The organism is Frankia sp. ACN1ag (assembly GCF_001414035.1).
Taxonomy (GTDB): Bacteria; Actinomycetota; Actinomycetes; order Frankiales; family Frankiaceae; genus Frankia; species Frankia torreyi.
The window spans coordinates 273,193-298,240 of sequence record NZ_LJPA01000004.1 but is presented as its reverse complement, the minus strand read 5'-3'; the positions used below and the strand labels follow the sequence as shown (position 1 = coordinate 298,240).

Annotated in this window: 17 protein-coding genes, 2 tRNA genes and 2 pseudogenes; 7 read left to right on the top strand and 14 right to left on the bottom strand. The window is 72.7% G+C overall.

Annotation, left to right across the window (positions count from 1 at the left end):
- Nucleotide 1: 1 nt before the first annotated feature.
- Nucleotides 2-292 (top strand): annotated as a pseudogene (locus UK82_RS35910) (MFS transporter); the annotation flags it as partial.
- A 12-nt stretch (nucleotides 293-304) separates the two neighbouring features.
- Here the strand turns inward: UK82_RS35910 and UK82_RS05340 are convergent.
- Nucleotides 305-4,822 carry a LysM peptidoglycan-binding domain-containing protein gene (locus tag UK82_RS05340; protein WP_236705531.1) on the bottom strand — a complete coding sequence of 1,506 codons (4,518 nt, stop codon included), beginning with the start codon at nucleotides 4,820-4,822 and terminating at the stop codon, nucleotides 305-307.
- Between the two features lie 911 nt (nucleotides 4,823-5,733).
- On the opposite strand from UK82_RS05340, the gene UK82_RS05335 reads away from it, so the two are divergent.
- Nucleotides 5,734-6,294 carry a hypothetical protein gene (locus tag UK82_RS05335; protein WP_236705530.1) on the top strand — a complete coding sequence of 187 codons (561 nt, stop codon included), beginning with the start codon at nucleotides 5,734-5,736 and terminating at the stop codon, nucleotides 6,292-6,294.
- Nucleotides 6,295-6,499: 205 nt separating this feature from the next.
- Here the strand turns inward: UK82_RS05335 and UK82_RS05330 are convergent.
- From UK82_RS05330 to UK82_RS05305, 7 genes are all read right to left on the bottom strand, one after another.
- Nucleotides 6,500-6,767: hypothetical protein (locus tag UK82_RS05330; protein ID WP_236705529.1), on the bottom strand; the 268-nt coding region annotated here is incomplete at its 3' end.
- 71 nt (nucleotides 6,768-6,838) lie between these two features.
- The gene (locus UK82_RS05325; RefSeq protein ID WP_044887639.1) at nucleotides 6,839-7,108 is read right to left on the bottom strand and encodes a hypothetical protein; all 270 of its coding nucleotides are present in this window, start codon (nucleotides 7,106-7,108) and stop codon (nucleotides 6,839-6,841) included.
- A 13-nt stretch (nucleotides 7,109-7,121) separates the two neighbouring features.
- Nucleotides 7,122-8,498 carry a hypothetical protein gene (locus tag UK82_RS35905; protein WP_236705541.1) on the bottom strand — a complete coding sequence of 459 codons (1,377 nt, stop codon included), beginning with the start codon at nucleotides 8,496-8,498 and terminating at the stop codon, nucleotides 7,122-7,124.
- Between the two features lie 6 nt (nucleotides 8,499-8,504).
- On the bottom strand, nucleotides 8,505-11,825 hold a 3,321-nt coding region (locus UK82_RS05320), incomplete at its 3' end, for an FtsK/SpoIIIE domain-containing protein (RefSeq protein ID WP_236705528.1).
- Between the two features lie 109 nt (nucleotides 11,826-11,934).
- Nucleotides 11,935-13,065 (bottom strand): GGDEF domain-containing protein, encoded by a 1,131-nt coding sequence (locus tag UK82_RS05315; protein ID WP_044887641.1) that lies wholly within the window; start codon nucleotides 13,063-13,065, stop codon nucleotides 11,935-11,937.
- Between the two features lie 367 nt (nucleotides 13,066-13,432).
- A complete protein-coding gene (locus UK82_RS05310) occupies nucleotides 13,433-14,125 on the bottom strand; it encodes a DUF305 domain-containing protein (RefSeq protein WP_044887642.1) in 693 nt (230 codons plus the stop codon).
- Nucleotides 14,126-14,235: 110 nt separating this feature from the next.
- Nucleotides 14,236-14,757 carry a hypothetical protein gene (locus UK82_RS05305; RefSeq protein ID WP_083507067.1) on the bottom strand — a complete coding sequence of 174 codons (522 nt, stop codon included), beginning with the start codon at nucleotides 14,755-14,757 and terminating at the stop codon, nucleotides 14,236-14,238.
- A gap of 725 nt (nucleotides 14,758-15,482) precedes the next feature.
- Between UK82_RS05305 and UK82_RS35900 the strand changes: the two genes are divergently transcribed.
- Nucleotides 15,483-15,926: a hypothetical protein gene (locus UK82_RS35900; RefSeq protein ID WP_236705544.1), complete on the top strand. Its 444-nt coding sequence runs from the start codon at nucleotides 15,483-15,485 to the stop codon at nucleotides 15,924-15,926.
- 193 nt (nucleotides 15,927-16,119) lie between these two features.
- On the opposite strand, the pseudogene UK82_RS42335 reads toward UK82_RS35900, so the two are convergent.
- Nucleotides 16,120-16,224: pseudogene (locus UK82_RS42335) on the bottom strand (pentapeptide repeat-containing protein); the annotation flags it as partial.
- A 390-nt stretch (nucleotides 16,225-16,614) separates the two neighbouring features.
- Between UK82_RS42335 and UK82_RS05290 the strand changes: the two are divergent.
- The gene (locus tag UK82_RS05290; RefSeq protein WP_055406501.1) at nucleotides 16,615-16,995 is read left to right on the top strand and encodes a DUF2255 family protein; all 381 of its coding nucleotides are present in this window, start codon (nucleotides 16,615-16,617) and stop codon (nucleotides 16,993-16,995) included.
- Between the two features lie 301 nt (nucleotides 16,996-17,296).
- On the opposite strand, the gene UK82_RS05285 is transcribed toward UK82_RS05290, so the two are convergent.
- The 4 genes from UK82_RS05285 to UK82_RS05270 form a co-directional block, all read right to left on the bottom strand.
- Nucleotides 17,297-17,387: transfer RNA gene (locus UK82_RS05285), tRNA-Ser, on the bottom strand.
- A gap of 75 nt (nucleotides 17,388-17,462) precedes the next feature.
- Nucleotides 17,463-19,862, bottom strand: coding sequence for a [protein-PII] uridylyltransferase (locus UK82_RS05280; RefSeq protein ID WP_055406525.1), 2,400 nt, complete (start codon nucleotides 19,860-19,862; stop codon nucleotides 17,463-17,465).
- A 241-nt stretch (nucleotides 19,863-20,103) separates the two neighbouring features.
- A complete protein-coding gene (locus tag UK82_RS05275) occupies nucleotides 20,104-20,445 on the bottom strand; it encodes a P-II family nitrogen regulator (RefSeq protein WP_044887830.1) in 342 nt (113 codons plus the stop codon).
- Nucleotides 20,442-21,728: an ammonium transporter gene (locus UK82_RS05270; RefSeq protein WP_055406500.1), complete on the bottom strand. Its 1,287-nt coding sequence runs from the start codon at nucleotides 21,726-21,728 to the stop codon at nucleotides 20,442-20,444. Before UK82_RS05270 ends, UK82_RS05275 begins: the two co-directional genes overlap by 4 nt.
- Before the next feature lie 592 nt (nucleotides 21,729-22,320).
- On the opposite strand from UK82_RS05270, the gene UK82_RS05265 reads away from it, so the two are divergent.
- Complete coding sequence (locus UK82_RS05265) at nucleotides 22,321-23,415, top strand: NlpC/P60 family protein (RefSeq protein ID WP_236705527.1); 1,095 nt, start codon at nucleotides 22,321-22,323, stop codon at nucleotides 23,413-23,415.
- Between the two features lie 59 nt (nucleotides 23,416-23,474).
- Here UK82_RS05265 and UK82_RS05260 read toward each other — a convergent pair whose 3' ends face one another.
- A complete protein-coding gene (locus tag UK82_RS05260; RefSeq protein ID WP_044887833.1) occupies nucleotides 23,475-24,164 on the bottom strand; it encodes a metal-dependent transcriptional regulator in 690 nt (229 codons plus the stop codon).
- A gap of 201 nt (nucleotides 24,165-24,365) precedes the next feature.
- On the opposite strand from UK82_RS05260, the gene UK82_RS05255 reads away from it, so the two are divergent.
- Together UK82_RS05255 and UK82_RS05250 are read left to right on the top strand one after the other, a co-directional pair.
- Nucleotides 24,366-24,590, top strand: coding sequence for a DUF3039 domain-containing protein (locus UK82_RS05255; protein WP_044887834.1), 225 nt, complete (start codon nucleotides 24,366-24,368; stop codon nucleotides 24,588-24,590).
- Between the two features lie 150 nt (nucleotides 24,591-24,740).
- A tRNA-Arg gene (locus UK82_RS05250) sits at nucleotides 24,741-24,813 on the top strand.
- Nucleotides 24,814-25,048 lie beyond the last annotated feature (235 nt).

Genomic DNA, 25,048 nt, shown 5'->3' with positions numbered 1-25,048 from the left:
NGAGTCGGCGGGAACCTCGATCGCCGTGGTGAGCACGGTCGGCTACACCGGCTGGCTGGCCGGACCGCCCGTCGTGGGCGGGCTCGCCGAGCTCGTCGGCCTCCACCGTGCCCTGACGATCGTGCTCCTCCTGCTCGCGACGATCGCCGCCTTCGCGCCCGCGCTGCGCTCTCCCCGTGCCGACCCCGCGGCGGACGAGCGAGTCTCCGGCCCGCCAGCGACCGACACCGGCGGGCCGGAGACCGACGTTGGCAGGCCGGGAACCGACGTCGGCAGGCCGGGAACCCCGTGATCCGCCTGCGCCTTACTTCCGCGCGCGCCTGAACCCGGGCAGCAACGTCTGGACCAGCGCATCCGTCTCGGCCTCGGCCCGGCCCCCCCGGCGTCCCCCACCGGCGCCGATGGTCCGGTACATCTCCGTGGTCACCGCCTCCAACGTGCGGCGATCGCCTCGAGCCGACACGGTACGCAGCAGGTCGCGCCACAGCACCTCGGATGCCGGCACCGCCCGTAGGCCGGTGCGGCAGGCGGCCATGGCCGTCATCGTGTCGCCGAAGCCCAGCGTGAGCTCGGCGAGGCGGTGGGCCACGTCGACGACGCCGGCCCGGGTGCTGCGCGCGATGGGGCCGGTGGTCGCCCACCGGTACCGGCCGGCGGGCAGGTTCGTCCACAGCGGCCCGCTGACCATCCGCAGGGCCGTCGTCAGGTCCGCCTCGGTGTCGCCCCCGGGCATGCCGGCCCGATGGGTGTAGGCGACGAACAGCTCCCAGTCACAGCGCACGTCCGGGCTCAGCCGCCACCGACCCTGCGGATCGACGGACAGCCGGGGCCGCCCCTCGGCGTCGGCTCCCAGCCAGCGACGGACCTCCCCCAGCGCCGCGTCCACGGCGATGTCGTCGGCCTCGGCGTCGGTGGGCCAGATCTCCTCGGCGAGCAGCCGGCGGTGCGCGCCCTCACGGTGCAGGGCAAGGTATACGGCAATATCGGTGAGGAGATCGAGGTCGTCCGTCGGTTGCCGGCCGGGTCCCTCGACGGTGGGCACCCCCAGGACGCGGACCTGGGCCTCCCCCGTGGCCATCGGCTCGTCGGGCCGCGGCTCACGCACGGGCGGGAGTCCCATGGCAGGTGGCGGTTCTGGCGCTACGGTCGGTGGCGCCGCGGTCGGTGGCGCTGGTGACGGTGGCGCTGGTGACGGTGGGGCCGTCCCGGGCGACGGCGGGACCAGGCCGGCTGGCCACATGCGGCCGCGCGGAATGGTCGTTTCCCCGTCGGAATAGGCGGCCGGCGCCTGCGGGCGCGAGGTCTGCGCGGGTGGCGGTCCGGGGGGTTCGGGCGCTGTCGATGATGGTTCCCGGGGCGGCGAGGCGGCGGGATACCGCCCGCTCGGCACCTCGTTGGGCGGCGGAATCGGCGGGCGTGGCGGGGGCGCCGGGTGCGGTGGAGGCGCTGGGCGTGGCGGGGTCGGTACCCGCTCAGGAGGTACCGCGAACCGCGCGGACCCGGGCGGCAGGCCTGGCATCGCGGCGGCCGGCGCTGGCGCCGCGGGCTGCGGCGCCGTGGTGGGCGGCGCCGTGGTGGGCGGCGTTGTCGCGGCCGGCGTTGTTGCGGCCAGCGGTGGTGGGGGCGGCGCTGCGGCCGGAGCGGCGTGCGCCGGGGCCTGGGGCTGGGATTGGGCCGCACGGTTGGCCCGCATCCGTGGGGTCTCGAAGTAGAGCACGGGCGGCACGCGGGGAAGGTCGGTCGGCCGGATCAGCGGACTGCTCGGATGGGACAGCAGCGTGGAGTCGGTGTCGTCCGGGCCGGCATCGCCGGGTGCTGCCAGGTACGGCGTGGGCGCCGGGGCGGATGCCGGTGCCCTCCCGGGCGCCGGCTCGGCGCCGGAGGCTGCGGAGTCCGATGGTGCCGTCGGTCCGGACGCCCCCGGACCGCTCGGGGAGGTGAGGGGAACGGGCGGCGGTCCGAGCGGCGCCCGGCGACCGTTCGCCGGCGGCCGGGTGCGATCCTCGTCCGTCGCCGACGGCGGAGCGGAACCCTGCGGGCCGGTCGGGGGTGGGATCGCTGCGAGCTGCGGCGTCCACGGCAGGACGCCGGGAACCGAGTCGGCTCGGGCCGGCGGTCGGGTGATCTCGTCGTCCGGCGTGAGGTGTCCCGGCGCGAGCTCCGCCTCGCCGGGCTCCGCCTGCGCCGCCCCGACGGCGTGTGCAGGATCGGTCGTCGCCCGTGGCGGTAGGGGCGGCGGCGACGGCGGGGCCGCGATGGACGAGGCAGGCGCAGGCGTGGCCGGCGGCGGCGGGTCGTCATCGGCCGGTCTGGCGGGAGTCGGAACGGCCGTCGCGTCGGCCGCGCGGAACAGGGCCGCGATCGCCCGGTACTCCGGCCCGGTGATGGACTGTGCCCACACCTCGACACCCAGCACGCCCAGCGACATCCGGCGATCCGGTCCGACCGTGAACCGCCACCGGGCGGCCGGGGAGTCGCCCACGGTGAGGACGCCGACCGCATGTCGGCGTCCCTGCGCCATTCTCATCAGCCGAGCGGTGTCGGCCTCGGCCGGCGGCGCCGCGAGGACGAGCAGGTCCGGGGCTAGTGCCCCGGGGTTGCCGGCGATCCGCTGACCCGCTTCGAGTGGAAAGTCGTCCCCGTCGGCTCCGACTTCGTAGACCGCATCCTCGTCGTCGGGACCGGACAGCTCGTCGAGAGCTTCCGCGACGCTGACCGCGGTCCACAGCCGTTCCGGAGCGATCGTCAGCAGCTCGTCGAGGTCGTCGTCGGCGGGAAAACCGATCAGGCAGACGCGCAGGTCGTCCGACCAGACGTTGGTGGCCAGCTCGAGCGCGACGGCGATCACCACCTGCGTCGCGATGGTGCGGTCGCCGAGGAGGCTGATCACACCGGGCGCGCCCTCGAGGTCGACGAGAATGCGCGAGCCGGCGTCGTCGTGGCCGAAACTGACCAGCGCCGGGAACGGCGCGGGTACCCCGGGGGCCGGCTGGGCGAAGGAGCCGCCGCTCGCCTCCGCCAGGAGTCCCGGTGTGCGCTCGATCCACCAGGATCCGGGAACCTCACCGACCGCCCAGGGCGGCGGTGGCGGCTCCTCCTGCGCCGGCGCCATGTGCAGGATCAGCGCCTCCTCGGTGAGGATGGCCGCGTAGACCGCGGGAAGCAGACGCGCCTGATCCGTGAGCGAGGCGGACAGCACCCGCAGTGACCGGTCGATGAAGCGGGCCGCCTCGGTGTCCGCGGCGAGCAGCAGCGCTCGTTCCGTGGCGTCCTGGGGTGGCTGCGCCGGACCGCTCCGGCGCCCGGCCAGCGCCACCATCACCCCGGCCGCGAGCAGGCTGGCGGCCGCGACTCCCAGGAAGTCCTGTGGCGGCGCGAGGGAGGCGGCCAGCACCTGACCCGCCGCCTGTTCCGGTTCATCCGGCACCGCCGGCAGGCGCGATGCCTCGTACCGGTCGTCTTCTGCGTACTGGTCATCGGCTGCGTACTGGTCATCGGCTGTGGACCGGTCATCGGCTGTGGACCGGTCATCGGCTGTGCCGGGCCCGGCGTCGAAAACGGCGTCGTCGGCGTCCGCGGCGTCGCCGAAGCTGTCGTGATCGAAAAGGTCGTCCAGGTCATCGTCGCCGTCGGCGCCCGCCGAGGTCTGCGGCCAACCGGGGGTGCCTTCGGGCATCCGCAGGACGCGCAGCCCGTCGCCCTGGGCGTCGGCGGGCAGTAGCAGGACCCACCCGGCGTGGATGAGGGACGGCTTTGACAACGTTCGGCCGTCCGGTTGGGTGCGGCCCTCGTTCAGATCGAAGATCTCGCGGTACCGCAGCCCATCGCCGAGAAAGCGCTCGGCGATGCCCCAGAGAGTGTCGTGATGACGCCCCTCCGCCGGGCGCACCTCGTACAGCTTCACCACGCGCTCGCCGAGGACCAGGCGGCTGTGCTGGTCCGCGGCCGGACTGATCAGCTCCGGGCGGTCGGCATGCCAGGGCGGCGACAGCTCGTCCTGGCCGGCGACAGGCTCCTGCGCCGGGGGAACCGACCCCGCGAACTCCGCCGTCCGCACCCCGTCCGAGCCGCCGCCGCTGTCCGGGGTGACGCTGTCCAGGCCGACTCCACCCAGGCCGACTCCACCCAGGCCGTCGACGCCGGCATACCGGTCGCCGGGATAGGGAGCGTGCTCATATCCACCGTCGCCCAGGGGCTCGTCAGGAGCCGAGATGCCATCACGCGGCGAGGCTCGATCGGAGGCCCAGGCGGGGCGCGCGCCTGACGGGACGGGCAGAGCGGCCCATCCACGGGGGGCCTGGGCCGGTGGACCCGCGCCGTCGGGCGTGCCCGCGCCGTCGGGTGTATCCGTACGGTTGGGCGTATCCGTGTGGTCGGGGGCGCCGAGGCCGTCTCTGCCGTTCGTGGCGCCGCCCCGCGGGTCGGCGCCGTCCGCGACCCGGGGAGGCGCCAGCTCTGGGCGCGGATCTGGCGCAGGAATCCCTCGCGGCATCTCGGCCGGCCCCGGGCGCTGTCCGCGGGCCGCCTCCTGGCCATAGGTCACCGGAACAACGAAGGCTGTGGTGCCCGAGAGCAGCAACGCGGTGACGACGAGGCGGCGGGCGAGCATCTGCGGGGCGCCGCCGAAGGGAATGCGCGGAGCCAGACCGCTGCCGCGAACCTCCGCGCGCCACTCCGCGACGAGGCAGGCGATGAAGTGCGCCCACGCCGCCCAGAACAGCAGGGAAAGGACCGCCCGGACGACCCCGCCCGCCCCGCCACCGCTCCGGATCGGCGGACCGAGCACCAGCGCGAGAATCACGGGGATGCCGAGGACAGCCACGGCAATCGCCGCGAGCGCGCCCGCTGCCTGCAGCCGCTCTCGCGCGCGATCCTCCGGCGGGACCGTCGGCACTGCCTGCCGGGTCGGCACGGCCTCGCCGCCGGTGGCGCGCCCGCCGCCCGCCGCCCGGCCGCCCGCAGCCCTGGTGACCGGGCCGCGCCGCCGCTTCGCAGCCGGCCGCGGTGTGCCTGGCCGCGGTGCGGATTCCGGCGCGGCCGGCGGAGTCCCCGTGGGGTCAGGCGGATGCGAGGGCGATGGTGCCGAGGGCAACGGTGTGGTCGACATGGTTCGTCCCCGATCAGGCGCAGGGTCGGGCGCACGTGCGTGCCGGGCGAGGGGCGGCGTCGGTCCGCGGGGCACGTCGCGTGGCGCTCATGCTAGGTCGACTGGCGCGGCGACCCGGGGCGAAGTGAGAGTTTTCTGGCCTTCTTGTGACGATTAACCAGATCGCGATCCTGGGTGCCCGGATCGATGGACGCACAGGCCCTCCGGAGCGACGGACGGGAAACGCGGCGCGGCCGTCTCGACTACCAGGCGACGTCCGGGGCTCCCCACGCGGGCGGCGCGCAGTGGGCATCCGGCCTCCTCACGCTGCTGCGCCGAGACGGCGACAGCGGGACGAACCCGGTGTAACCGTACCAGTGCGATCGCGGAGCGGGAACGTAGGGATGACAGATCCGGGATCTCTCACGCACGATGAGCATTCGGTACCCGATCCAACGCTAAATGTCCGGATTCAACCTTGCGCTGAGCAATCTCCGCATCCTGCGGCTGCGGTATTGATCGGCGCGTGTCGAGTACAGGGATGTGGCTTGAGTGGATACGCGGCGGCGAGCCGGCGAGCTCCGGATCGTTTCGCCATCACGATGCCGGAGAGCTGGTTCACGTTGGATCTGAGGTCCGGCACGGCCATGCGTTCGATCGATCCTCTCGTTCACGCCCGTAGTCGCGGCACGCCGATGCTGGCCGGCCGCCGGGCGGTCATGTCCGCAGTGCTGCGCGACGCGGCACGGAGCGCGACGGCAAGCGGCGCGGTCTACTGCGGCGTGATGGTGGAGGCCATCGACGACGCCGGCCTGTCGGCCACTGTGTCGGTCTCCTCTTTCCGTCATGACGCGGGGCCGGGGGAGTCGGTCCCCACGGTGAGTGCGCTCGTGTTGGGGTTACAGGAGGAGCCCCTGCCGTCCTTGTCGGGCACTTGGCGCAAGGTGCAGATCGTGGATCTTCCTGCCGTCGGCCTGGCCGCCCGCGTGCTCGGCGTGCTGGCCTCCGGCGGTGGATTGGACATCGAGCCGACCCTGGTCGCGAGCATGCGCACGCTGATCCCCGTGCCGGGTGCGCCACGCGTGGCCCAGGTTGAATGCCGGAGCCCGAACATCGCGGTGACCAACGCGCTGCACCGCCTGTTCGACGCCGTGACCGCGACGTTCCGCTTCGTTCCCGACGGCCCCGACTTCCGGGCACCCGTCTGACTGGCTGGCGACGACACAGATCGGCGGAGGCGTGGCCAGATTCCGGTGCCTCCAGGGCCGCCGTCCGTGGCGCGGGAGCGCCGGTCCGGGAGGGAACGGTCCAGAAGGATGCAAAGCGTGACCGTCAGCTTATGGTGCGAGTCCCTGAACTGGCGAGGTCCCTGAACCGGCCGGCCTGGCATCGGTCATCCGGCGCTCTGGATCNCGTTCTGGATCTCGGCAAGCCGGGTGCGTAGCTGGTCGAGTCGGGCGTGCAGCTCGGTGAGCGTGCGTTCGTAGCCGGGCCAGACGGTCGTCCGGAACTCGGTCGCGCCGCGCCCGTCCCAGCTCTCCGGGTCGGTGAGGGTTCTCGCGGTGGACCGCAGTTCGTCGAAGTGGGTGAGCAGCGGTCCGTTCACGATCGAGGCGAGGTCCGAGATCGCGGCCAGGGCCTGCGGGGTGCTGCGAACGGTGACGTCGGACGACGGGGTCACGGTGTCCTCCAGGGGGATTTCGGTCGACAGGCGAACGGCGGCCGAGGGTGACGCGGGTCCGGGAACGGTGATCAGCTTCCCGCTGCGGCGGTCCGCCTGTTGATCTCGGTGATGCCGCGGGCCAGCTCGGTGAGGTTGGCGTGCAGGTCCGTGAGCGCGTGCTGCACCTCCGGCCAGATCTGCGCGCGGAAGACCTGGGCCTTCGGGCCCTCCCAGTTGCGCGGGTCAGCGAGGGTGTTGCCGTGGTCGATGAGGTTCACCGCCGTCGTCTGCAGGCCGGGCAGTAGCTGACTCATCCGGGCGGCGGCCTGCAGGGCCGCCGGCGTCGTGACAGTTCTCATGCGATTCCCTTTCTCATGCGATTCCCTTAGCGCTGTGTCGCGGCTGGAGCGGATGTCGAGGGTGGGGCTGGTGTCGGGGGTGGAGCAGGACGGGAACGGTGGCTGGTGGGCAGGCGACCTGGACGGGCAGCGGGATTCCACGCCGGATGAGCACTCCCCGACCCGCCGGCACGGGGCCGGGGCTCGTCCGGGGGAGCCGGACGCCGAGGAGCTCTCCGTCGCCCGGCCGTCTCGGGGCGAGGAGCAGCCCGTGCCCCTCACGACGGACGTCGACGACGACGCCGCGGTACTGCAGCACCAGCTCCTCCGTCGAGCCGGCGATGACGAGCGCGCCCCCGGTGCCGCGCGCCTGCTGCCAGAAGCTCGCCAGCTCGGTGGCCGCGTGCTCGCCGATCAGCTCGGCGTCGTCGACGAGGACGACCGGCGGCCGTCTCCCCGGCGTGACGGCCCAGGGCGCGGTCACGCCGCCGAGGTGGGCAGTCCCGGGAGGTAGGACCGGCCGGCCCGGGCCGCTCACGCTGCCGGCTTCGGCAAGGTGGCCCAGAACGGAATCCACCACGGCCAGAACACCCGGATGGCCCGCAAGCGCGCGTAGCGCTGAGGGACGCGGTGTCACCGCGACGACGTAGGCACCACCGGCCAGCAGTGACAGTGCGATGGTGAGCAGTGCCGAGCTGCGTCCCGAGCGCGGCGGCCCGCCCACGACGAAGCCGGGCTCCTCGTCAAGGTCAAGGTCGACGATGTCCAGTTCGTCCCCGCCGAGTCCGAGAGCGGCCCGCAGCCGGGGCGCGGGTGAGCGGCGGGGGGCGGTGGCGGGCCGGCGAGCCTGGGCGGTCGCCATCCGGGCGCTGGTGACGCACTCCGGGAGCGCTTCGACGCGGAAGGGGCGGTTGCCGCCCCGATCCGGTCCGATCGCGTCGGCGCCGGTCCGCAACCGTGCACCTACGGCTCGTAATGCCGCCACCTGCGCCCGGCCGGCCGCTTCCGCGGCGAGCACGGCGACCTGGATCTCGACGGGAGTCGGAAATCGGCCTCCGACCGCGACTCCCCGCCCGGGAGACAGCCGCTCGGGCATGTCCGCGACGGAGATGCCGGCCAGCGCGTAGTCGCCGGGATCGGCCAGCCGCAGGATCAGCCGCTCGTCGATGAGGGAGGCCAGCCGGCCGGTCAGCCCGCGCCGGTCCGTGGAGAGGATCACCCGCAGCCCGGCCGCCGGGCCCTCCCGCAGCAGCCGGAGGAGGCACTCGACGAGGTCCCCACCGTCGGCGTCCTCGGACGCGGCGAGCAGAGCCTCGAAGCCGTCGACGAGGAGCACGAGGTAGGGCGGGCGGACCGCGGCACTGCCTTCGGCCAGGGTGACACTGCGCCGTGCCTCCCGCAGATCCGCCACCCCGTNCGCGGCGAGTCGCCGGCGGCGTTGCTCGACGGCGACGGTCAGCCGGGCGAGCATCCGTCCGACCCGCTCGGGATCATCCCGCCCGACGAGTGCGCCGGTGTGCGGCAGGCTGGTCAGGGCGGCCAGCGCGCCGCCGCCGTAGTCCAGCCCGTAGATGTGGACGTCGTGCGGGGACATCGCGCCGGCGATCGCGCCCGCGGCGGTCCGCAGGACCGTGGAACGACCCGACCGTGGCGCGCCGACGACCATCAGGTGGCCGCCGTCCTCCAGGTCCAACGCAAAGGGCTGTTGCAACTGGCGGTCACAGCGGTCGGACAGGCCGATGGCGACCGGGGTGAGCGCCGTGTCGGGAAGGTGGGGCCCGCCCCGGCGGGGCCCGGGACGGCGCCCCGGCGGACCTACCGGGTGCGTGTCCAGCTCGTCGGAGCCGGTGACGGCCGGTAGGGCGGAGAGGTCGATGCGCTCTGGCAACGGTGGAAGCCAGGGACTCGGCTGGGCGGGGATCCCCATGGCCGCGGCGGCCTCGCGGACCGCCCGCACCAGAACGGTCAGCTCGGTGTCGTCGGGTGCGATATCTCGCGACGCGGCGCCGGGATGTGGCCGGCCCGGTCCCGACTCCGGGGCGTCCGGCCAGGGCCACGCCAGCAGGCTCACGCGCGGCGCGACCTCGCCGGTGTCGTCACCCTCCGCGTGGGCCGGGCCGCCCACCCAGGCGGTCTGCACGGTCGTGACCCGCTCGGGCCCGGTGCGCACCACTGCCCGGCCGGGGGTGGCGGCAACGATCGCGGCGGCGTCCGGACACCCGACGACGTCCTCACTTTCGGCCACATCGGTCACTCGCAGCGCGATGCGCAGGTTCGTGTTCGCCCGGATCTCGGGGGAGACGACGCCGCTCGGACGCTGGGTGGCCAGGAGCAGGTGAATACCGAGGGAGCGCCCGCGCTGGGCGAGACTGACCAGGCCGGTCACGAAGTCGGGTAGCTCCCGGGCGAGGGTGGCGAACTCGTCGACGACGAGTACCAGCCGGGGCGGGACCGTCAGCTCGCCCGGACCTGTACCCGGCGCCGCACGACGCAGGGCATCGAGATCCTTGGCGCCGAACCGGGCGAGGAGCGCCTCCCGTCGGTGCAGCTCGGCGGACAAGGAGATCAGGGCCCGGCGTACCAGGTGCGGGTCGAGATCCGTGACGAGACCCACAGTGTGCGGCAGGGCGGCGCATTCGGCGAACGCGCTGCCCCCCTTGTAGTCGACGAGCACGAATACCAGCTCGTCCGGCCGGTAGGTCACGGCATGTGCAGCGATGATCGTCTGCAGCAGCTCCGACTTGCCCGATCCGGTCGTGCCCGCGATCAGCCCGTGTGGGCCGTCGCGAGGAAGATCGATAGTGAACGTCCCGCCGCCGGCGACTCCCACCGGGACGGGACGGCTCGTCTGCGGGGTCCCCGAACCCGGGGCGAACGACCATGCCCGCCGGATCGCCGATGCGGCCTGCCGGCCCCCGCCGGTGATGTCCGACAGCCTCACGGCCACGGGGAGATCGGCGTCGTCATCCGCCGCCAGGCGAAGCGGCGCGAGTGCCCGCGCCACCGACTCGTACCAGCGAGCCGCTCCGGACGGCGCGTCGCCGCCGTCCCCGGCCGGACCGACGAGGTCGGGGTGGACGTGTCTGATCACCCCCGCCTGATCCCGATACACCGTGAGACAGCCGCCATCGGGTGCGACGACGGCCCGGCATTCGGCCGGGAGATCCCGGACGTCGGACTCCAGGCAGATCGCGTGGATGCCCACGGCCGGGCCTGCGCGCAGCACCGGGATCAGGCCGGGAACGGATCGCAGCGAGCGTGCACCGTCCAGTACGAGCAGGATGTCGGGGCCGGCGGGGCGGCGGTCGGACGGCAGACTCTGGCGGCGTTGCATCAGGGACCGGAGTTCGGCGACGCGGGCGACCCGGCCCGCCGCGTCCCCCGCGAACCATGCCGCCGCGTCGGCGGCAGCGGAACGGCAGTGCGGCAACCAGCGAAGCCAGCGCCACCTGGCGGCGCGGCCGGCATCGGCGGCCAGCACGCAGATCGCCAGCTCCTCGGGGCTGTGCAGAACGGCGGCCTGGGCGAGGAGCCAACAGCCGAGTTCCTGGGACCGGGCGCCCGCGACCCCGACGACGCCGTCCTCGCTCAGGGCGACCACGGCGGGCAGATCCGCGCGCATCGGGTCGGCCGGGTGGTCGGCGCGGGTGATCATGACCGCGCTCGGCTGGTTCGCGATTCCGACGCGCAGCCGCAGGTAGTCGGCGTCGCCTCGGCGGCGCCGCCAGAGCCCGGAGTCCCGCTGCCAGGCCGTGGCGAACAGGCTTGCCGGGTCGGGCTGGTCAGCGTGGCGCTCGGCACACTCCGTCTCGAGCGCCGCCTGCGCCGCGTGTTCCACCTCGTCACGCAGCCGTCGATGGCGCGCGGTGGCCTCGCGGAACTCGCGGCGGTCCCGCCGACGCCCGCTCGCCATGGACAGGGCCAGATTCAGCGGTCCGAGGACGGCGAACAGCAGGACGTAGACCGTCCGCAGCACCGCGGCCATGCCCAGGGCGGCGAGCAGGGGGAGGAGCGTGGCCAGCACGGGGACGGGCGTTCGGCGAGGCTCCTCGGGCGCCGCAGGCAGAGCGAAGGCGGCCGCCCGCTGGGGTGGGCGCAGCCGAGGCGGCCGGTTGACGTCGAGCCTTCCCGTAACGGCGGTGGAGGGAAGCGCCAGGGGGGCAACCGCCGCAGGACGCAGGAGCCGCAACGCCGTGCTGGGAGTGTGCACGGAGGCGAGGATCGAGCCGTCGCCCTTCACTCGGTCCCACCCGACGATCCTTGCGCCGGGGCCGGGAGTGACCGAACAGCTTCCATCGGCGGCGACCCGCACCGTCAGCACAGGTTCATCGGTGGTGGCAGGGCCGGCAAGCAGGATGGCGCTGCCGGGAGCCGAACCGATGGTGTGCTCGCCGACCGGCAGCGGATGGATGACGCCGGCGCCGGGACCAGCAGTGATCATCAGCTGGACCATGCCCGCGCCAGTGGCCCGCCGGGCCGGCGGCGCGTCGAGGATCACGACCGCGCCCTCGGTCAACGGCGAGCGGGCGAGCGGCAGACTCGGGTTGAGCGGGCGGCCACGGCCGGCGAGGGTCAGCGAGGGGCTGGCCCTCGCCGAGGCACGGCCCGGGTGGGGCGGCCGGACGACGGTCGCCAGCGCGTCGGCCACGACGCCGAGCGGAGTTTCGGCACCGGCGCGCAGAAGCACGTCGACGTTCTTTCCGGTGCGGAAATCGCGAATGGTGAATGCGAGCTGCATGGGCCGAAGATACGACCCGAAACGCCCCCCGTCGACATCGGACGACGCTGCGTATACGAATTTGGCCTTGTGGTCGTCAACCTATACTTTCGACGACCGGAAAGCCGAATTACTGACCGGAGCGGGATCGGCGGTCGTGGCCGGCCCGTAGCCTGGAGCGGGCGCGGGTCACTTCCGCTCCGGCTCGTGCGACCAGAACGTCCCCGTCCTCGGTCGGGGCGCCGGCGGCCCCCCGATTTCCCGGCTGGCGTCCCTGTTCGCGCTGCTCAGGATGGTTGTCGCCGGAGTGGGGCGGAGCTGCGCCCACCAGGGCGACCCCCACGCTTACCGACAGCCGGATTCGGTGGCCGTGCACGTCGAGCGGTTCGTCGAGGGCCGCCACCAGCCGCTCGGCGAGGTCGGCGACATCCGGCGCGGCCCCGGAGCCGGCGAGCACGACGAACTCGTCGCCATCCCATCGCCCGAGGACGTCGGCGGCGCCGAGTACGCTCGAAAAGCGGCGGGCGACGGCACGTAGGGCGGCATCACCGGTCGGATAACCGAAGGAGTTGTTGATTCGACGAAATGCGTCCAGATCCAGGAAAAGAACGGCGGTCCCGGCCCGTTCCGGGGAAGGAGGCGTCAGTGCGGATGAGGCCGCGCTTCCGGCCCGTGCTCTGGTGGCGTCCGACGCGCCGGATCCGCTGGGGGTGAGTCTGGCCGCGAGCAGGGCTCGCAGTGCTGTCCGGTTCGCCAGACCGGTGATCGGATCCGTTGTGGCCTGACGGCGGAGGTCCTCTTCGCGATGGCGCCGTTCGGTCACGTCCTCGACGACGACGATCAGCCCGTCGCCGCGGATGAGGGCGCTCAGACGGACGTCAAGCCAGCGGTGACCGCGCGGCGCTGGCTGCGGCAGCTCGATGCGGGCCCAGGTCCGCCGTCGGTCGATCAACTGCCGCGAGAGAAACGCCAGGGTCCGGACCGGCGTGACCGGATCGAACGCGGTGAGGTCGACCGGGCCGGCGGGCGAGGAGCGGGCCTGGTCCACAGAGGTGCCCGCCGCCCGCGCCGCAGCCTCGGCCGCGTGGTCGCAGGCCGCCAGCCAGCTCATGCCGGGCCGCACGGGGAGCAGGGCCACCCCGGTCGCGGCGCTGCGGCGCCATGCCTCGTTCAGGCGGGCCACCGTGCCGTCCGGGCCGAGTACCGCAACGGGCGAGGGGAGGGAGTCGAACACGGCCGCCGCGATGTCATCGGTGGGCACGGAGTTGGAATCCTTCCGGCTGCCGCACCGTGGTGTCGGTTGGGCGCGGGACGCGTCCTCGACCCGCACGGCGCGGGTGATGTGCCGTGGGACCGCCCCGGGCGGGTGTGTCTCCCGCGCCGAGCAGGGCTGCCGCGGCGGTGCCTTTCCGATCCTCGGGCGGCTACCGACGGGTGGATTCCGTTTTGTCGAACGGTGTGCAGTGAAAGGTGGTGGCGAGAGCAGTGGATGCGTGGGGGTAGTGAATTCCCTGGTGGGCTGGCGCCGCCCGTCGCTCGATGCAGGCTCGAGGGAAACTGGGTGCGGGCTCGGCGCGGCGGGATGGTGGCCGGCGTCGCAGCCACCATCCCGTCCTGCACCGGGCCGGTCAGATCCTGGTAAGCAGGTCCTGCATGCTGACGATCTCGGCCGCCTGAGCGCGTTGAATGTCCTCGGCAAGGTGTTTCGCCGGCGTATGGCGGCCGTCACGGATCTCGGCCTTCGCCATGGCGACGGCGCCCTGGTGATGCTCGATCATCATGGCGAGAAACATCTCGTCGAAGGCCGGTCCGGTCGCGTTCCTCAGGGCGGTCATGTCCGCGCTGGACATCATTCCTTCCATGGCGGCGTCCGGCGCCTCGGTCTGCATCCCGTGATCGCCCATGCCGTCATCGCCCATGCCAGTGCCGGCCGTGCCGTGGTCACCGGTGCCGTGGTCACTCGTGCCGTGGCCGGAGACGCCCGCGTCGGCCGGGGGAGCGGTGGGCTGCCCCCATTCGGTGAGCCAATCCGCCATGGTCGCGATCTCCGGTGCCTGCGCGGCCCGGATCTGCTGCGCGAGGGATCTGACCTGCGGGTTCTGTGTGTGGGACGGGGCCAGCTCGGCCATCTCGATGGCCTGCCGGTGATGGGGGATCATCTTCTGGGCGAAGGTGATGTCGGCCGCGTTGTGGCTGCCGGTCGCCGCTGTCGTCGTGGTCGTTGCCGTGCTGGTAGGTGCGCCGGTGCTGCTCCCGCTGCCGCAGGCGCCGACGGTGACCACGGCGAGAAGCGCCGGGATGAGCAGGATGAGTCGTCTCATGCTGAAGTTCCTCGTCGTCCAGATGCGTGCGGACTCCGGATGCGTGCGCAGCCGAATACCGGTCCGCCGGGCGGGAGTCGTCGAGAACCCACGTCGGCGGAACGGTCGGTCTACACGCGCAGCACGCAGAGGCGGGCGAGTGAGGGCGCGCGGGGGCGAGGTAGTCCCCCAGGTGGTGACCGCTCGGGGCGGAAGAGCGCCGGGCGCGAGTGGGCTCGTGCGCCGACGGCCGTCCGGACGGCGCGGGCGAGCAACAGGGCGACGAGCAGGATGCCTGTCACGCGAAGGAACGCCAGGCACAGCTCGCCGACGTGCCCACCGTGATGACCAGCGGTCGGGTCCGGCGTCAGGATCGCGGACGCGCCCTCGAGGCTGCCCGGGTGGCCGGGGGTGGACTGCTGGCGCGGTGCCCCGTCGTGCGGCGTCCCGTCGTGCGGCGCGCCCGGCCGGCTCCTGGCCGCGACCAGCAGCCCGTCAGAGCCGCAGAGTCCGCCCGGGTGGCCGTGACGGCCGTGATGGCCGGCATGCGCGGACAGGCCGCCGTGCATGAGCAGAATGCCGAGGAGCATGGGCACGAGGAGCACCAGATACGGCCCCCGAGCGGAGATCTGTCCGCGGGTCCCGACACTCACCGCGCCATGATGCCTGAGGGGGCGTGCGGCGACGGGATCCGACGCCACCTCCGATCCGCGCCCCCGTGATGGTCCGAGGGTCCGGCCTGGTCATCGGCACCGAGCGTGCCGGCCGGCCAAATGATCGACGTGGTGGGATGCGTCACGAGATCAGTCGCCACTCGCCGGTGCATAGGGGGACGGGACCCGAGGACGCCAGGTCCGCGGGCCCCGCCATCAGTCCGGCTACCGGCGCCGCGGCCGGCGGGCGGCCGCCTGGCCGGCGTGCGGCCATGGCCCGTCGGCCTGCGTGGCACCGCAGGCTGCCGTCAAGGGGATGAAGTTTCCGTCTCGGGATGCAGCCGCCGTCAACCGGATGACATCGTCAGGCCGCGACCCAGCGCCAGCCGTTGTCGTCCGCGCAGACGATTGCCCTGCCGTCACCCGCGACCCCCTGCACGCCATGGTCGACATTGCGGCAGATCTGGCCGGGCTTGTAGCAGTTTCCGCTGGCGGCCAGTGGGTGACAGGCGGGAGCAGCCGCGGCCGGCGGGGCAGCTGCGGCGGGTGGCGCTGCTGCCGGTTGATGGTTGGCCGGCGGCTGTGCGGCCGGCGGCTGTGCGGCCGGTGCTTGTGCTGTTGGTGGTTGCGCGGCTGGTGGTTGCGCGGCTGGTGGTTGCGCGGCTGGTGGCGCTGCCGCACGGGTCGCGGGCGGTGGGGCCGGGAGCTGGGTGGGGCCTGAGGCGGTGACCCTACGTGTGCTGGGCGCGGCGTGCTCCACCGAAGCCGCTGTCGCCCGAGGCGCCGGAATAGCCGTCGTCGAGGCCGGAATAGCCGTCGTCGAGGGAGGCATCGCCAACACCGGTGCCGCGGATGACGTCGGGACTGCCGACGGCGTCGCTGTCGGTGTGGCGATCGTCAGCGACGCCGGCCGCATCGACGCGGTCTGCTTCTTGGGCGGATCCGAGGTCGCACCGATGATGATGAACAAGGCGAGCAGGACGGTGACCGCCCCGCTGGTCTTGGGATGGCGCCGGCACCAAAGCCAGGCGCGCCGAAAAAAGACCACCGTTCCCCCCGAATGTGGCTCCCAGTCAAACCGGGGTGGGACGTTACGCTCTTCCCTGAAGGAAGTAGAAGAAAAGGCGCACCGGATCCCCTCGCGAGGGAAAATTTGGTGTGTCCATTGAGATGGGAGGCAGGCTGTTGTGCCGTGCGGCGCTCACTCTTCGTGCGGTGACTCCGTCCGGCCCCACGACGCCGGGCGTGTAATCCAGGTCGGCAACCGCGTCGATCTGTCCCGCGGGCGGCGTCTACCTGTTCCTGCGACAGCGCGCCCACGTGGGTGAGGTCGGTTCGACTGAGCCGGGTGTTGGTGAGGTCTGCCTCGTCGAGCCAGGCGCCGCTCAGATTCGCGTCGCGCAGCCGGGCGTCGGAAAGGTCCGCCCCGCTCAGTACGGCGCCGGTGAGGTCCGCCTTGCTGAGCATGGCACCGGCGAGGTGGGCGCCGGCAAGGCTGAGGTTGGCCAGGCTGGCGGGTCCGCTGAGCTCAGCGCCGTTGAGGTCGGAGCGTGGACGGAACAGGTGACCCGTGCAGGTCCAGGTTCCCACGATCGTGGTTGTGACGGCGAGCGGTCCGCGAATCCACATGCCCGGCGAAGTCCCGGGCGTCGTGCAGCCTGGCCGCGGCGGGCCGGCTGACGGATGCCGATGACGGATGCCGATGCAGCTGGCGCAGGTTGGCGCGGCATGAGTCCNGCCCGATCACCGTGGCCCGTGTCCATCCGACCAGGGTGGCGCTCCATCGATACTCGAGAGGTATCGCCGGTGTACCCGGACAGTGTTGGTCCATGGCCGGGGCAAGGGCACGATCGAGGCATGAACGAACTGACCTGGTCCGCGGACGCCTTGGAGCGGATCGACGCGGCCCGCGAACTGGAGATCGCGGTCAGGCGCGCCGACGGGGCCCTGCGACAGCCGCTGCCGATCTGGGTCGTCCGCGTCGGTGACCAGGTGTACGTGCGGACCTGGTACCGGCGCGACACCGGCTGGTTCGGTCACGCCCTCGCCTCACGCCGGGCCCGCATCCACGTCCCCGGCCTCGACGCCGACGTTACCGTCGAGGACGTCGGTGAAGGCACCGCCCAGCAGCGCGCGGACATCGACGCCGCCTACCGCACCAAGTACGGCGACGCGGGCGCCGAATCCATGGTCACGGCCTCCGCCGCGATCACGACCCTGCGGCTCGGTCCCGCGTAGGAGGCCCGGCGAGCAGGAGCGACAGGCCGGCCCAGGATCGCCACCCAACGCCCGCTGCCGCCGAGAAGGGCACACGGCTCCTGGAAATTCTGGCCAGCCTGCCGGTCGGACCCGACGCGCCTGGGCTGCCTGCTGCTGACCGGGTCTACCCCCGGCTTCACCAGCCACCGTGGAGCCGCGTCGCGCGGCGAAGCGGCTCCTCATCGGAAGGAGTTCTCGACGAGGAGGTAAGGACAATCAAGAAGGCTGATCTGATCTGGTCAGCGGGCCAGCCTGAGAGGCTGGCCGCGCGGACGAGGGGCGGAGGCTCCGGGATTTGAACCCGGGAGGGGGTTGAAGCCCCCAACCGCATTAGCAGTGCGGCNCCATAGACCGGACTAGGCGAAGCCTCCCAACGTGCTCGCTCATCATAGCGTCTCCCCTGAGGGTGCCAACGGCCCGGGTGCGGCGCGGGCGGGCGGGATGGATCACAGCCGTTGGCCGGCGGAGTCCACGGAGCTGACGGAGCCCACGGAGCCGACGGAGTCGGCGCGCTCGGCCGGCGTCGGCTGGTCGGGGAGATCCTCCGCCCCCAGCGCGGCGAGCACCGCGCGGGCGATCTCGCGGCGGCGGGCGTCATCCGCCACCGGCCGGCCGTCGGCCTCCTGGACGTAGAAGGCGTCGACCACGTCGAGCCCGAGCGTGGCGACGATGGCGGTGGCGACGTCGAGCCGTAGCCCGGACAGCGCCCGCACGATCCGGAACAGCACGCCCGCCCGGTCGGGGGCGCGTACCTCGAGGACGGTGGTCGAGCCCAGGCCGTCGTCGAAGATGACCTGTGGTGGGCCGGGGGTGGTCCACTGCTTCGCGCCGGAGTAGTCGCGTTCCCGGGCCGCGAGCCGCTCGGCGATGTCGAGGGTGCCGGCGAGGGCGGCCCGCAGGTCCGCGAGCAGCTTCGCCTCCTCCGGCACCCGGCCGTGCGGGGCGGCGACCGCGGCCTGCAGCAGCGCGCGCCCGCCGGCGCTGCGGGCGGACGCCCGCCGGATGTCGAGCCGGTTGAGCGCGAGGACACCGGCGGTGACGGCCAGCAGCCCGACCTGGTCGGCGCTGACCACGACGATCTCGAACATCCCCTCGTCGGGCAGCGGGTTGACCTGGACGGAGTGCTCCGCGGGCAGGGCGAGCAGGCCGCGCTGGCGGTCGTCCAGCCGCGGCGGGCAGGGCACCCGCTCGCCGCCGAGCAGCGCCCGGGAGCGTTCGACCAGGTCGTTGATGAGGCGTGCCTTCCAGGCGTTCCACGCGGTCGGCCCGGTGGCCCGAGAGTCGGCCTCGGTCAGGCGGTGCAGCAGGGTGAGGATCCGGTCGCTGCCGGCGGCGGTGGCGACGGCCTGGATGGTCGCGAGATCGTCGATGTCGCGTCGGGTGGCCGTCTCGCCGAGCAGCAGGTGGTGGCGGATCATCGCCACGAGCACGTCGACGTCCTCGGTGGGCAGGCCGAGCCGGGGGCCGATCAGCCGGATCTGCTCGATGCCGGCGTCGGTGTGGTCGCCGGGGAAGCCCTTGCCGATGTCGTGCAGCAGCGCGCCGAGCAGCAGCAGGTCGGGACGGTCCACGTCGCGGGTGAACGCGGCGGCGCGGGCGGCGGTCTCCATCAGGTGCCGGTCGACGGTGTAGCGGTGGTAGGGGTTGCGCTGCGGGCGGCTGCGCACGGCGGCCCACTCGGGCAGCAGCCGGACCAGCAGACCCACCTGGTCGAGGGATTCGAGCACGCCGACGGCGGCGTCGCCCGTGGCGAGCAGGGCGACCAGCGCGTCGCGTGCGGCGGGCGGCCACGGCTGCGGCATCGCCGGCGCCTCTGCGGCGAGCCGGTCGACGGCGTAGCGGCCCAGCGGCAGCCCGGTGCGGGCGGCGGCCGCGGCGACGCGCAGCACGAGGACCGGGTCCTTCGCCGGTTCGACGTCGAGGGCGAGCTGGATCTCGCCGCCCTGGTCGATCACCCCCTCGTCCAGGGGGCGGCGGACGGGACGCCGGCCGCGCCAGCGGGAGGTGTTGCGCAGCCCGGCGGCGGTGCGGTACCAGGTCGCGTCCCAGGCCCAGGAGATCGTCCGGCCGGCGTCGGCGACGGCGTGGGCGAGGGCCATCGAGTCGGGGTAGCCGAGCGCGGTGGCGACCGCCGTGCCGTCCTGGAGCAGCAGCCGGTCCTGCGGGCGGCCGGCGCTGAGCCGGCGGATCTCGCCGCGGGCGTCGAGCAGCACCTCGGCGGCGGCAAGCACCCGGTCGGAGGGGACCTCCGCGACCCAGGCCGCGGCGAGGGCGTGCAGGGCATGCACGTCGCGCAGCCCGCCGCGGGACTCCTTGAGGTCCGGTTCGAGCAGGAAGGCCACCTCGCCGAGGCGGGCGGCGCGCTCGGCCACGGCGGCGGCGAGATCGGGCAGCCGCTTCGGGGCGCGGGTGCGCCAGCGGGAACGGGCGCGGCGGGCGAGATCGGTGGTCAGCGCCGCGTCGCCCGCGACATGGCGGGCGTCGAGCAGGCCGAGCGCGGCCTTCAGATCGTCGTCCGCCACCGTGATCGCCTCGTCGACGGTGCGCACGCTGTGGTCGAGGCCGACGCCCGCGTCCCACAGTGGATACCAGACGGCGTCGGCGAGGGCGGCGATGTTCTGATGGGCGCCGTCGTGGAGGAGGACCAGGTCGAGGTCGCTGCCGAACGCCGGCTCCGCCCGGCCGTAGCCGCCGACGGCGACGAGGGCGACCCCGGGGCCGGGATCGCCCAACAGGTCGGTCAGGGCCGCGTCGGCCAGGTCGGTGAGAAGGCGGCGCAGCGTCGGCCCGGTGGCCGTGGGCAGCCGCTCGGCGCGTCCCCTGAGGATCTCCAGACGGTCCTTCATGGCTCTGTCCTCCTCCGGCACCGGCCGCTCCAACGGACTCGGCCCGCGCGGGCCGGGCCGCCACATGGCGCGGCACCGCGTCGATGATCGCGCGGTGCCGCCTCATGTGGTCGAGCGAGGAGGGAACGCCCGGGCTGGGGCCCGGAGCGTCCGCGACCTCTGGTGCTACCTGCGTGGTGCGGTTGCCGGGTGGGTGGTGCGTGGGGAGCATGGCGTGGCGCCCTGGAGCCGCCACGTGGTGCTACAGCGCGTCGGTGCCTCGCTCGCCGGTGCGCACCCGGACCACGGAGTCGACCGGGACGACCCAGATCTTGCCATCGCCGATCTTGCCGGTCTGCGCGGCCGTCGCGATTGCCGCGACCAGGTCGTCGGCGGCCTCGTCGGTCACGACGACCTCGATCTTGATCTTCGGAACAAAATCGATCTTGTACTCCGCGCCGCGGTAGACCTCCGTGTGGCCCTTCTGTCGGCCGTAGCCCTGGACCTCGGAGATCGTCAAGCCGTGCACGCCCAGGTTCTCCAGCGCCGCCTTCACATCGTCGACTTTGAAGGGCTTGATGACGGCGGTGACGAGCTTGGTCATGCCTGGGCCTCCTCAGGCACCTTGACGGGGGTGACGCTGGTGGAAAGCGAACCGCCGCCACCGATGGAGGTGAACCGGTATGCCGTCTCACCGTGCAGCGCCTCGTCCATGCCGGTGATCTGGTCCTCGTCGCTCAGCTTCAGCCCGATCGTGTACTTGATCGCAAGGGCGATGATCGCCGTCACGACGGCCGAGTATCCCAGCGTCGCGCCGACGGCCAAAGCCTGCTCGCCGAGCACGCTCCACGGACCGCCGTAGAAAATGCCGTCGTGGCCCGCCGAGTTGGTGTCCACGGTGGCGAAGAAACCGGTGAGCAGAGCGCCGAGCACACCGCCGACGAGGTGGACCGCACCGACGTCGAGCGAGTCGTCGATGCCGACCTTGCCCTTGATCGAGGTGGCCAGCGCGCAGACGACGCCGGCGAGGCCGCCGACCGCGATGGAACCCATCGGGGAGACGAAACCACAGGCCGGGGTGATGGCGACCAGGCCGGCGACCGCGCCGGACGCGGCACCCAGCGTGGTGGCCTTGCCGTCCCGGATCTTCTCGATCGCGAGCCAGCCGAGGATCGCCACGCCGGTCGCGATCTGGGTGTTGAGCAGGGCGAACCCGGCGAGCTTGTTCGAGCCCAGCGCCGAACCGGCGTTGAACCCGAACCAGCCGACCCACAGGATGCCGGTGCCGAGCAGGACGAACGGCACGTTGTGGGGGCGGAAGTCCCCGGTCGGCCAGCCGGCCCGCTTGCCCAGCACCAGGGCCAGCACGATGGCGGCGATACCGGCGTTGGCGTGGACGACCGTGCCACCCGCGAAGTCCATCGCACCGCGCTTGTACAGCCAGCCGTTGGCCGACCACACCCAGTGGGCGATCGGCGAGTAGACCAGCACCGACCACAGCGGCACGAAGACCGCGAAGGCGCTGAACTTCATGCGGTCGGCGACGGAACCGGTGATGAGCGCGGGAGTGATGATCGCGAACATGAGCTGGAAGGCCACGAACACGACATACGGGATATTATTGTCGCCCTCGGACAGGTGCTGCAGCGCGAAGAAGTGGAATCCGCCCCAGAAGCCGTTGCCCGCACCGAAGGCGACGCTGAAGCCCACCACCGACCACACGAGCGTGACGATGCCGATGCAGAAGAAGTTCTGCATGATCATGCCGAGGACGTTCTTTGCCCGGACCATGCCGCCGTAGAAGAACGCCAGTCCGGGCGTCATAAACAGCACGATCGCGGAACTGATGAGCATCCATGCGGTATCGCCCGTATCCATTTTGACCATGTCTCTCCTGTCATCCCCCCGCGCGGTGCGCGGACTGCGCTCACCCGGTCCCCGGCCACGCTGCGTTCGTCCCGGATCCTCGGGTCCGAAGAGTCGATAGGATCTGTTCCCGACCTGTGTCTTAGCTGTTTCTGGTGTGTGAAATCGCTAAATTGGGCGGCCTGTGGCCCGTTTTGGTCGCCTAGCAGTGGGCGTGCGGAGACTCTCCGACCGGATCGGCGTGCTTCCGTGACTGTATAACTGCGTACAGTTACCGTCCGGCGGTGTGAGCAGTGTCCCTACGGAGGGCTGGCATAGCGTCGGCGAACCGGACCCCGAGACCCGCCACCCCAGCGCCGCCGGCCGGCGCGTCCCGATCGACCCGATTGGCGTCACTGATCTCGGCGGATACGCCGAGCCGGTCCTGCCCATCCCCAGACAACGACCGGGCCCGCCAAGCACGCGCCGCGGCAGCCCGAAAGTCGCAGCGGGCAAAGTAGCCCGCGACAACGTGGCAGGCCCGAAAGTCGCAGGCCTCTTTGTCCTTGGCCTGGCCGGCATTCTGTTTGCCGGCTCCGCGACGATCGGCGGCCCCGCGGGCTCTGCCTGGGCGGTGCCTGCATCGTCGGCCGCTCGACCGACGTCGCAGAGCCTCGCCGACATTCAAGCCGAAATCGGACGTACACGCTCAAAGCTTGACGAATCGGCTCGGCAGGCGGCGAGTGCCGCCGAGGCCTTCAACGCCGGACGGATCCGGCTCGCCGAGGCCGAGCGGGCCGCCAAGGACGCCGCCACCAGGGTCGACCGGGCCGACCGGGCGGTGCGCGGGGCTGCGGATCAGCATCGGGGCCTCGCCGTGTCGGCGGACCGGGCGGGGGGCTTCGCCCAGGTGTCCCTGCTACTGACCGGCGATCCCCGCCGTGCCCTGGACCGGGCGGGCGCCGTCGACGCCCTGGCTCGTCGGCAGCGGGTTGCGGACACCGGCCTGCGGCTGGCTCGCCGGGATCTCACCGAGGCCCGGCGAGGTGCCGATGCGGCCCTCGCCGACAAGAAGAAGATCATCGCGGATCTCGCCGAGCGCAAGCGGACCATCGAGGCTGCGGCCGACGAGCAGCATGGGCTGTTGCAGCGGCTGGAGTCGCGCTACGCCGAGCTGGAACGGCAGGCCAAGGCTCGGCAGGCGGCCGCTGCGCGGGCCCGGCAGGCGGCGGCGGCCGCCGCGGCGGCGCAGGCGGCCCGCCAGGCGGCGGCAGAGCGGGTCCGCTACGGGCAGGAGTCCGGGGTGGCCGCAGCGGCGGGCCGAGCCTTCGCCGCGGCTCCGCTCACCGCTGCGGCGGCCGCGCCGGTGCGTGGCGGCGGTGGGGCGGCGACCGCGGTGCGGGAGGCCTACGCGCAGCTCGGGAAGCCCTACGTGTGGGGGGCGGAGGGGCCGGCAACCTTCGACTGCTCCGGGCTGACCCAGTGGGTCTGGGGGAAGGCGGGCGTCGCTCTCAGCCACTACACCGGATCGCAGTGGGACGAGGGGCGTCGGGTGAGCCGCGCCGCCCTGAAGGCCGGGGACCTCGTGTTCTTCCATCCGGATCTCGGCCACGTCGGGATCTATGTGGGGAACGGAAAGATGATCCACGCTCCCCGTACCGGCGAGGTGGTTCGGGTGGAGAACGTCTGGTGGACGAGCTTCCAGGGAGGCATCCGGCCGGGAGCCTGACGCCGGCCACCCGGGGGATGGGTGGCCGGCAGGTGCGACGTCGGGAGGGCGCGGCGAGGTCAGCGGTCCACGTAGACGAGGGCCGCCGTGCTGCGACTGATCTCCGTGTCGCTCTGGCCGTTCGGGGAGACGACGTGGATCAGGTCGCCGCGGGAGCCCGGCATGATCTGGGCACCGGGCACGATCGCGGCGTCCTGCAGCCGACGCATGGCGCCCTCATCGGTCTGCAGCCGTTCGGAGATCCAGCTCACCGTCACCGGCCGGCTGCCGTCCGCGGCGGCCCGGTCGGCGGAAGCCAACAGGCTGACGGGCGCGGAGGCGGGCCGTGGCGTGTCGCTGCGCTGGGCGGGCGGAATCTCGTTACCGAACGGGCAACGCTTCGGATCGCCGAGCAGGACGGTGAGCCGGGCCTCGACCTCGTCGGAGATCACATGCTCCCAGCGGCACGCCTCGTTGTGCACCAGGGCCCAGTCGAGCCCGATGACCTTGGTGAGCAGCAGCTCGGCCAGCCGGTGCTTGCGCATGACGGCCGTGGCCCGCAGCAGACCCTTCTCGGTGAACTGGACGGTCCGGTCGTCGGCGAGGGAGACCAGTCCCTCGTTGGCCAGACGAGCGGTCGACTCGCTGGCGGCAGGCGCGCTCACGTGCAACCGCTCCACCAGGCGCGCGCGTAGCGGGGGGATGCCCTCTTCCCTTAGTTCATACAGGGTGCGGAGGTACATCTCGGTACTGTCGATCAGTCCAGTCACCGGTCTCCTTCGTCCCTTCCAGGGTACGCCCCGTCCTCAGGGTGCAAGGGCCATGCGTCCCGTATATGCCGTGTCCCCCGGACAGTTTCCCGTGCGGACCCGACCCGCCGACGCGCCGGTCCGGCGGCTGTCGGCCGGCCGCCGCCGGACGGGGGCTCACCCGCCCGGGACGTCGGCGGTGACCGCACTAGAATCGACGTCATGAGCACGACTCAGATCGCACCTGAGACGTCGGACACCCGCGCGGACGAGGGCGACGACCACTCCCACTACGCCCGCCGGGAGGAGATCGTCCGCGCGTCCATCGAAGGCGGTCGGGTCACCGCACTCTGCGGCTACAAGTTCGAACCCGTCCGGGATCCCTCGCGGTTCCCGATCTGCCCGAAGTGCAAGGAGCTCGTCGAGATGGCCCAGCAGCTCGGTTGACGGGCGCGCCGCGCGACGCGGACGAAGCGGAAGAATCGGGACGGACTTCCGATCTCGCGGGGAAGACCGCGGTCGTGATGCGTCACCCTGTCGTCGGCCTCCCGTCGGCGGCCGTACGATCGCCCATGGCGTCGATCCGATGCCCCGTCCGCCCCAGTAGCTCAGTGGATAGAGCGACCGCCTCCTAAGCGGTAGGCCGTAGGTCCGATTCCTACCTGGGGCACGTTCCCTTACCGCGCAGGGAGTTTCCGGGTCTGGCCGCCCCCGCGGGAGGCGGTGTGACGCAACGCACCCGCCGCCTCGCCGGCCAACGGCGTGGGCGGCGGCGGGCGCCTGGGTCGGGCCGCCGGAACGTGCTCACGCAGGTGGCGCGTCCGACGCCGCTCGGGTCAGGATCTGGGTATCGGTGAGAAAATCGGCCGGCTGTCGGAAGCGCGCACAATCCGCTCGTGCGGGCG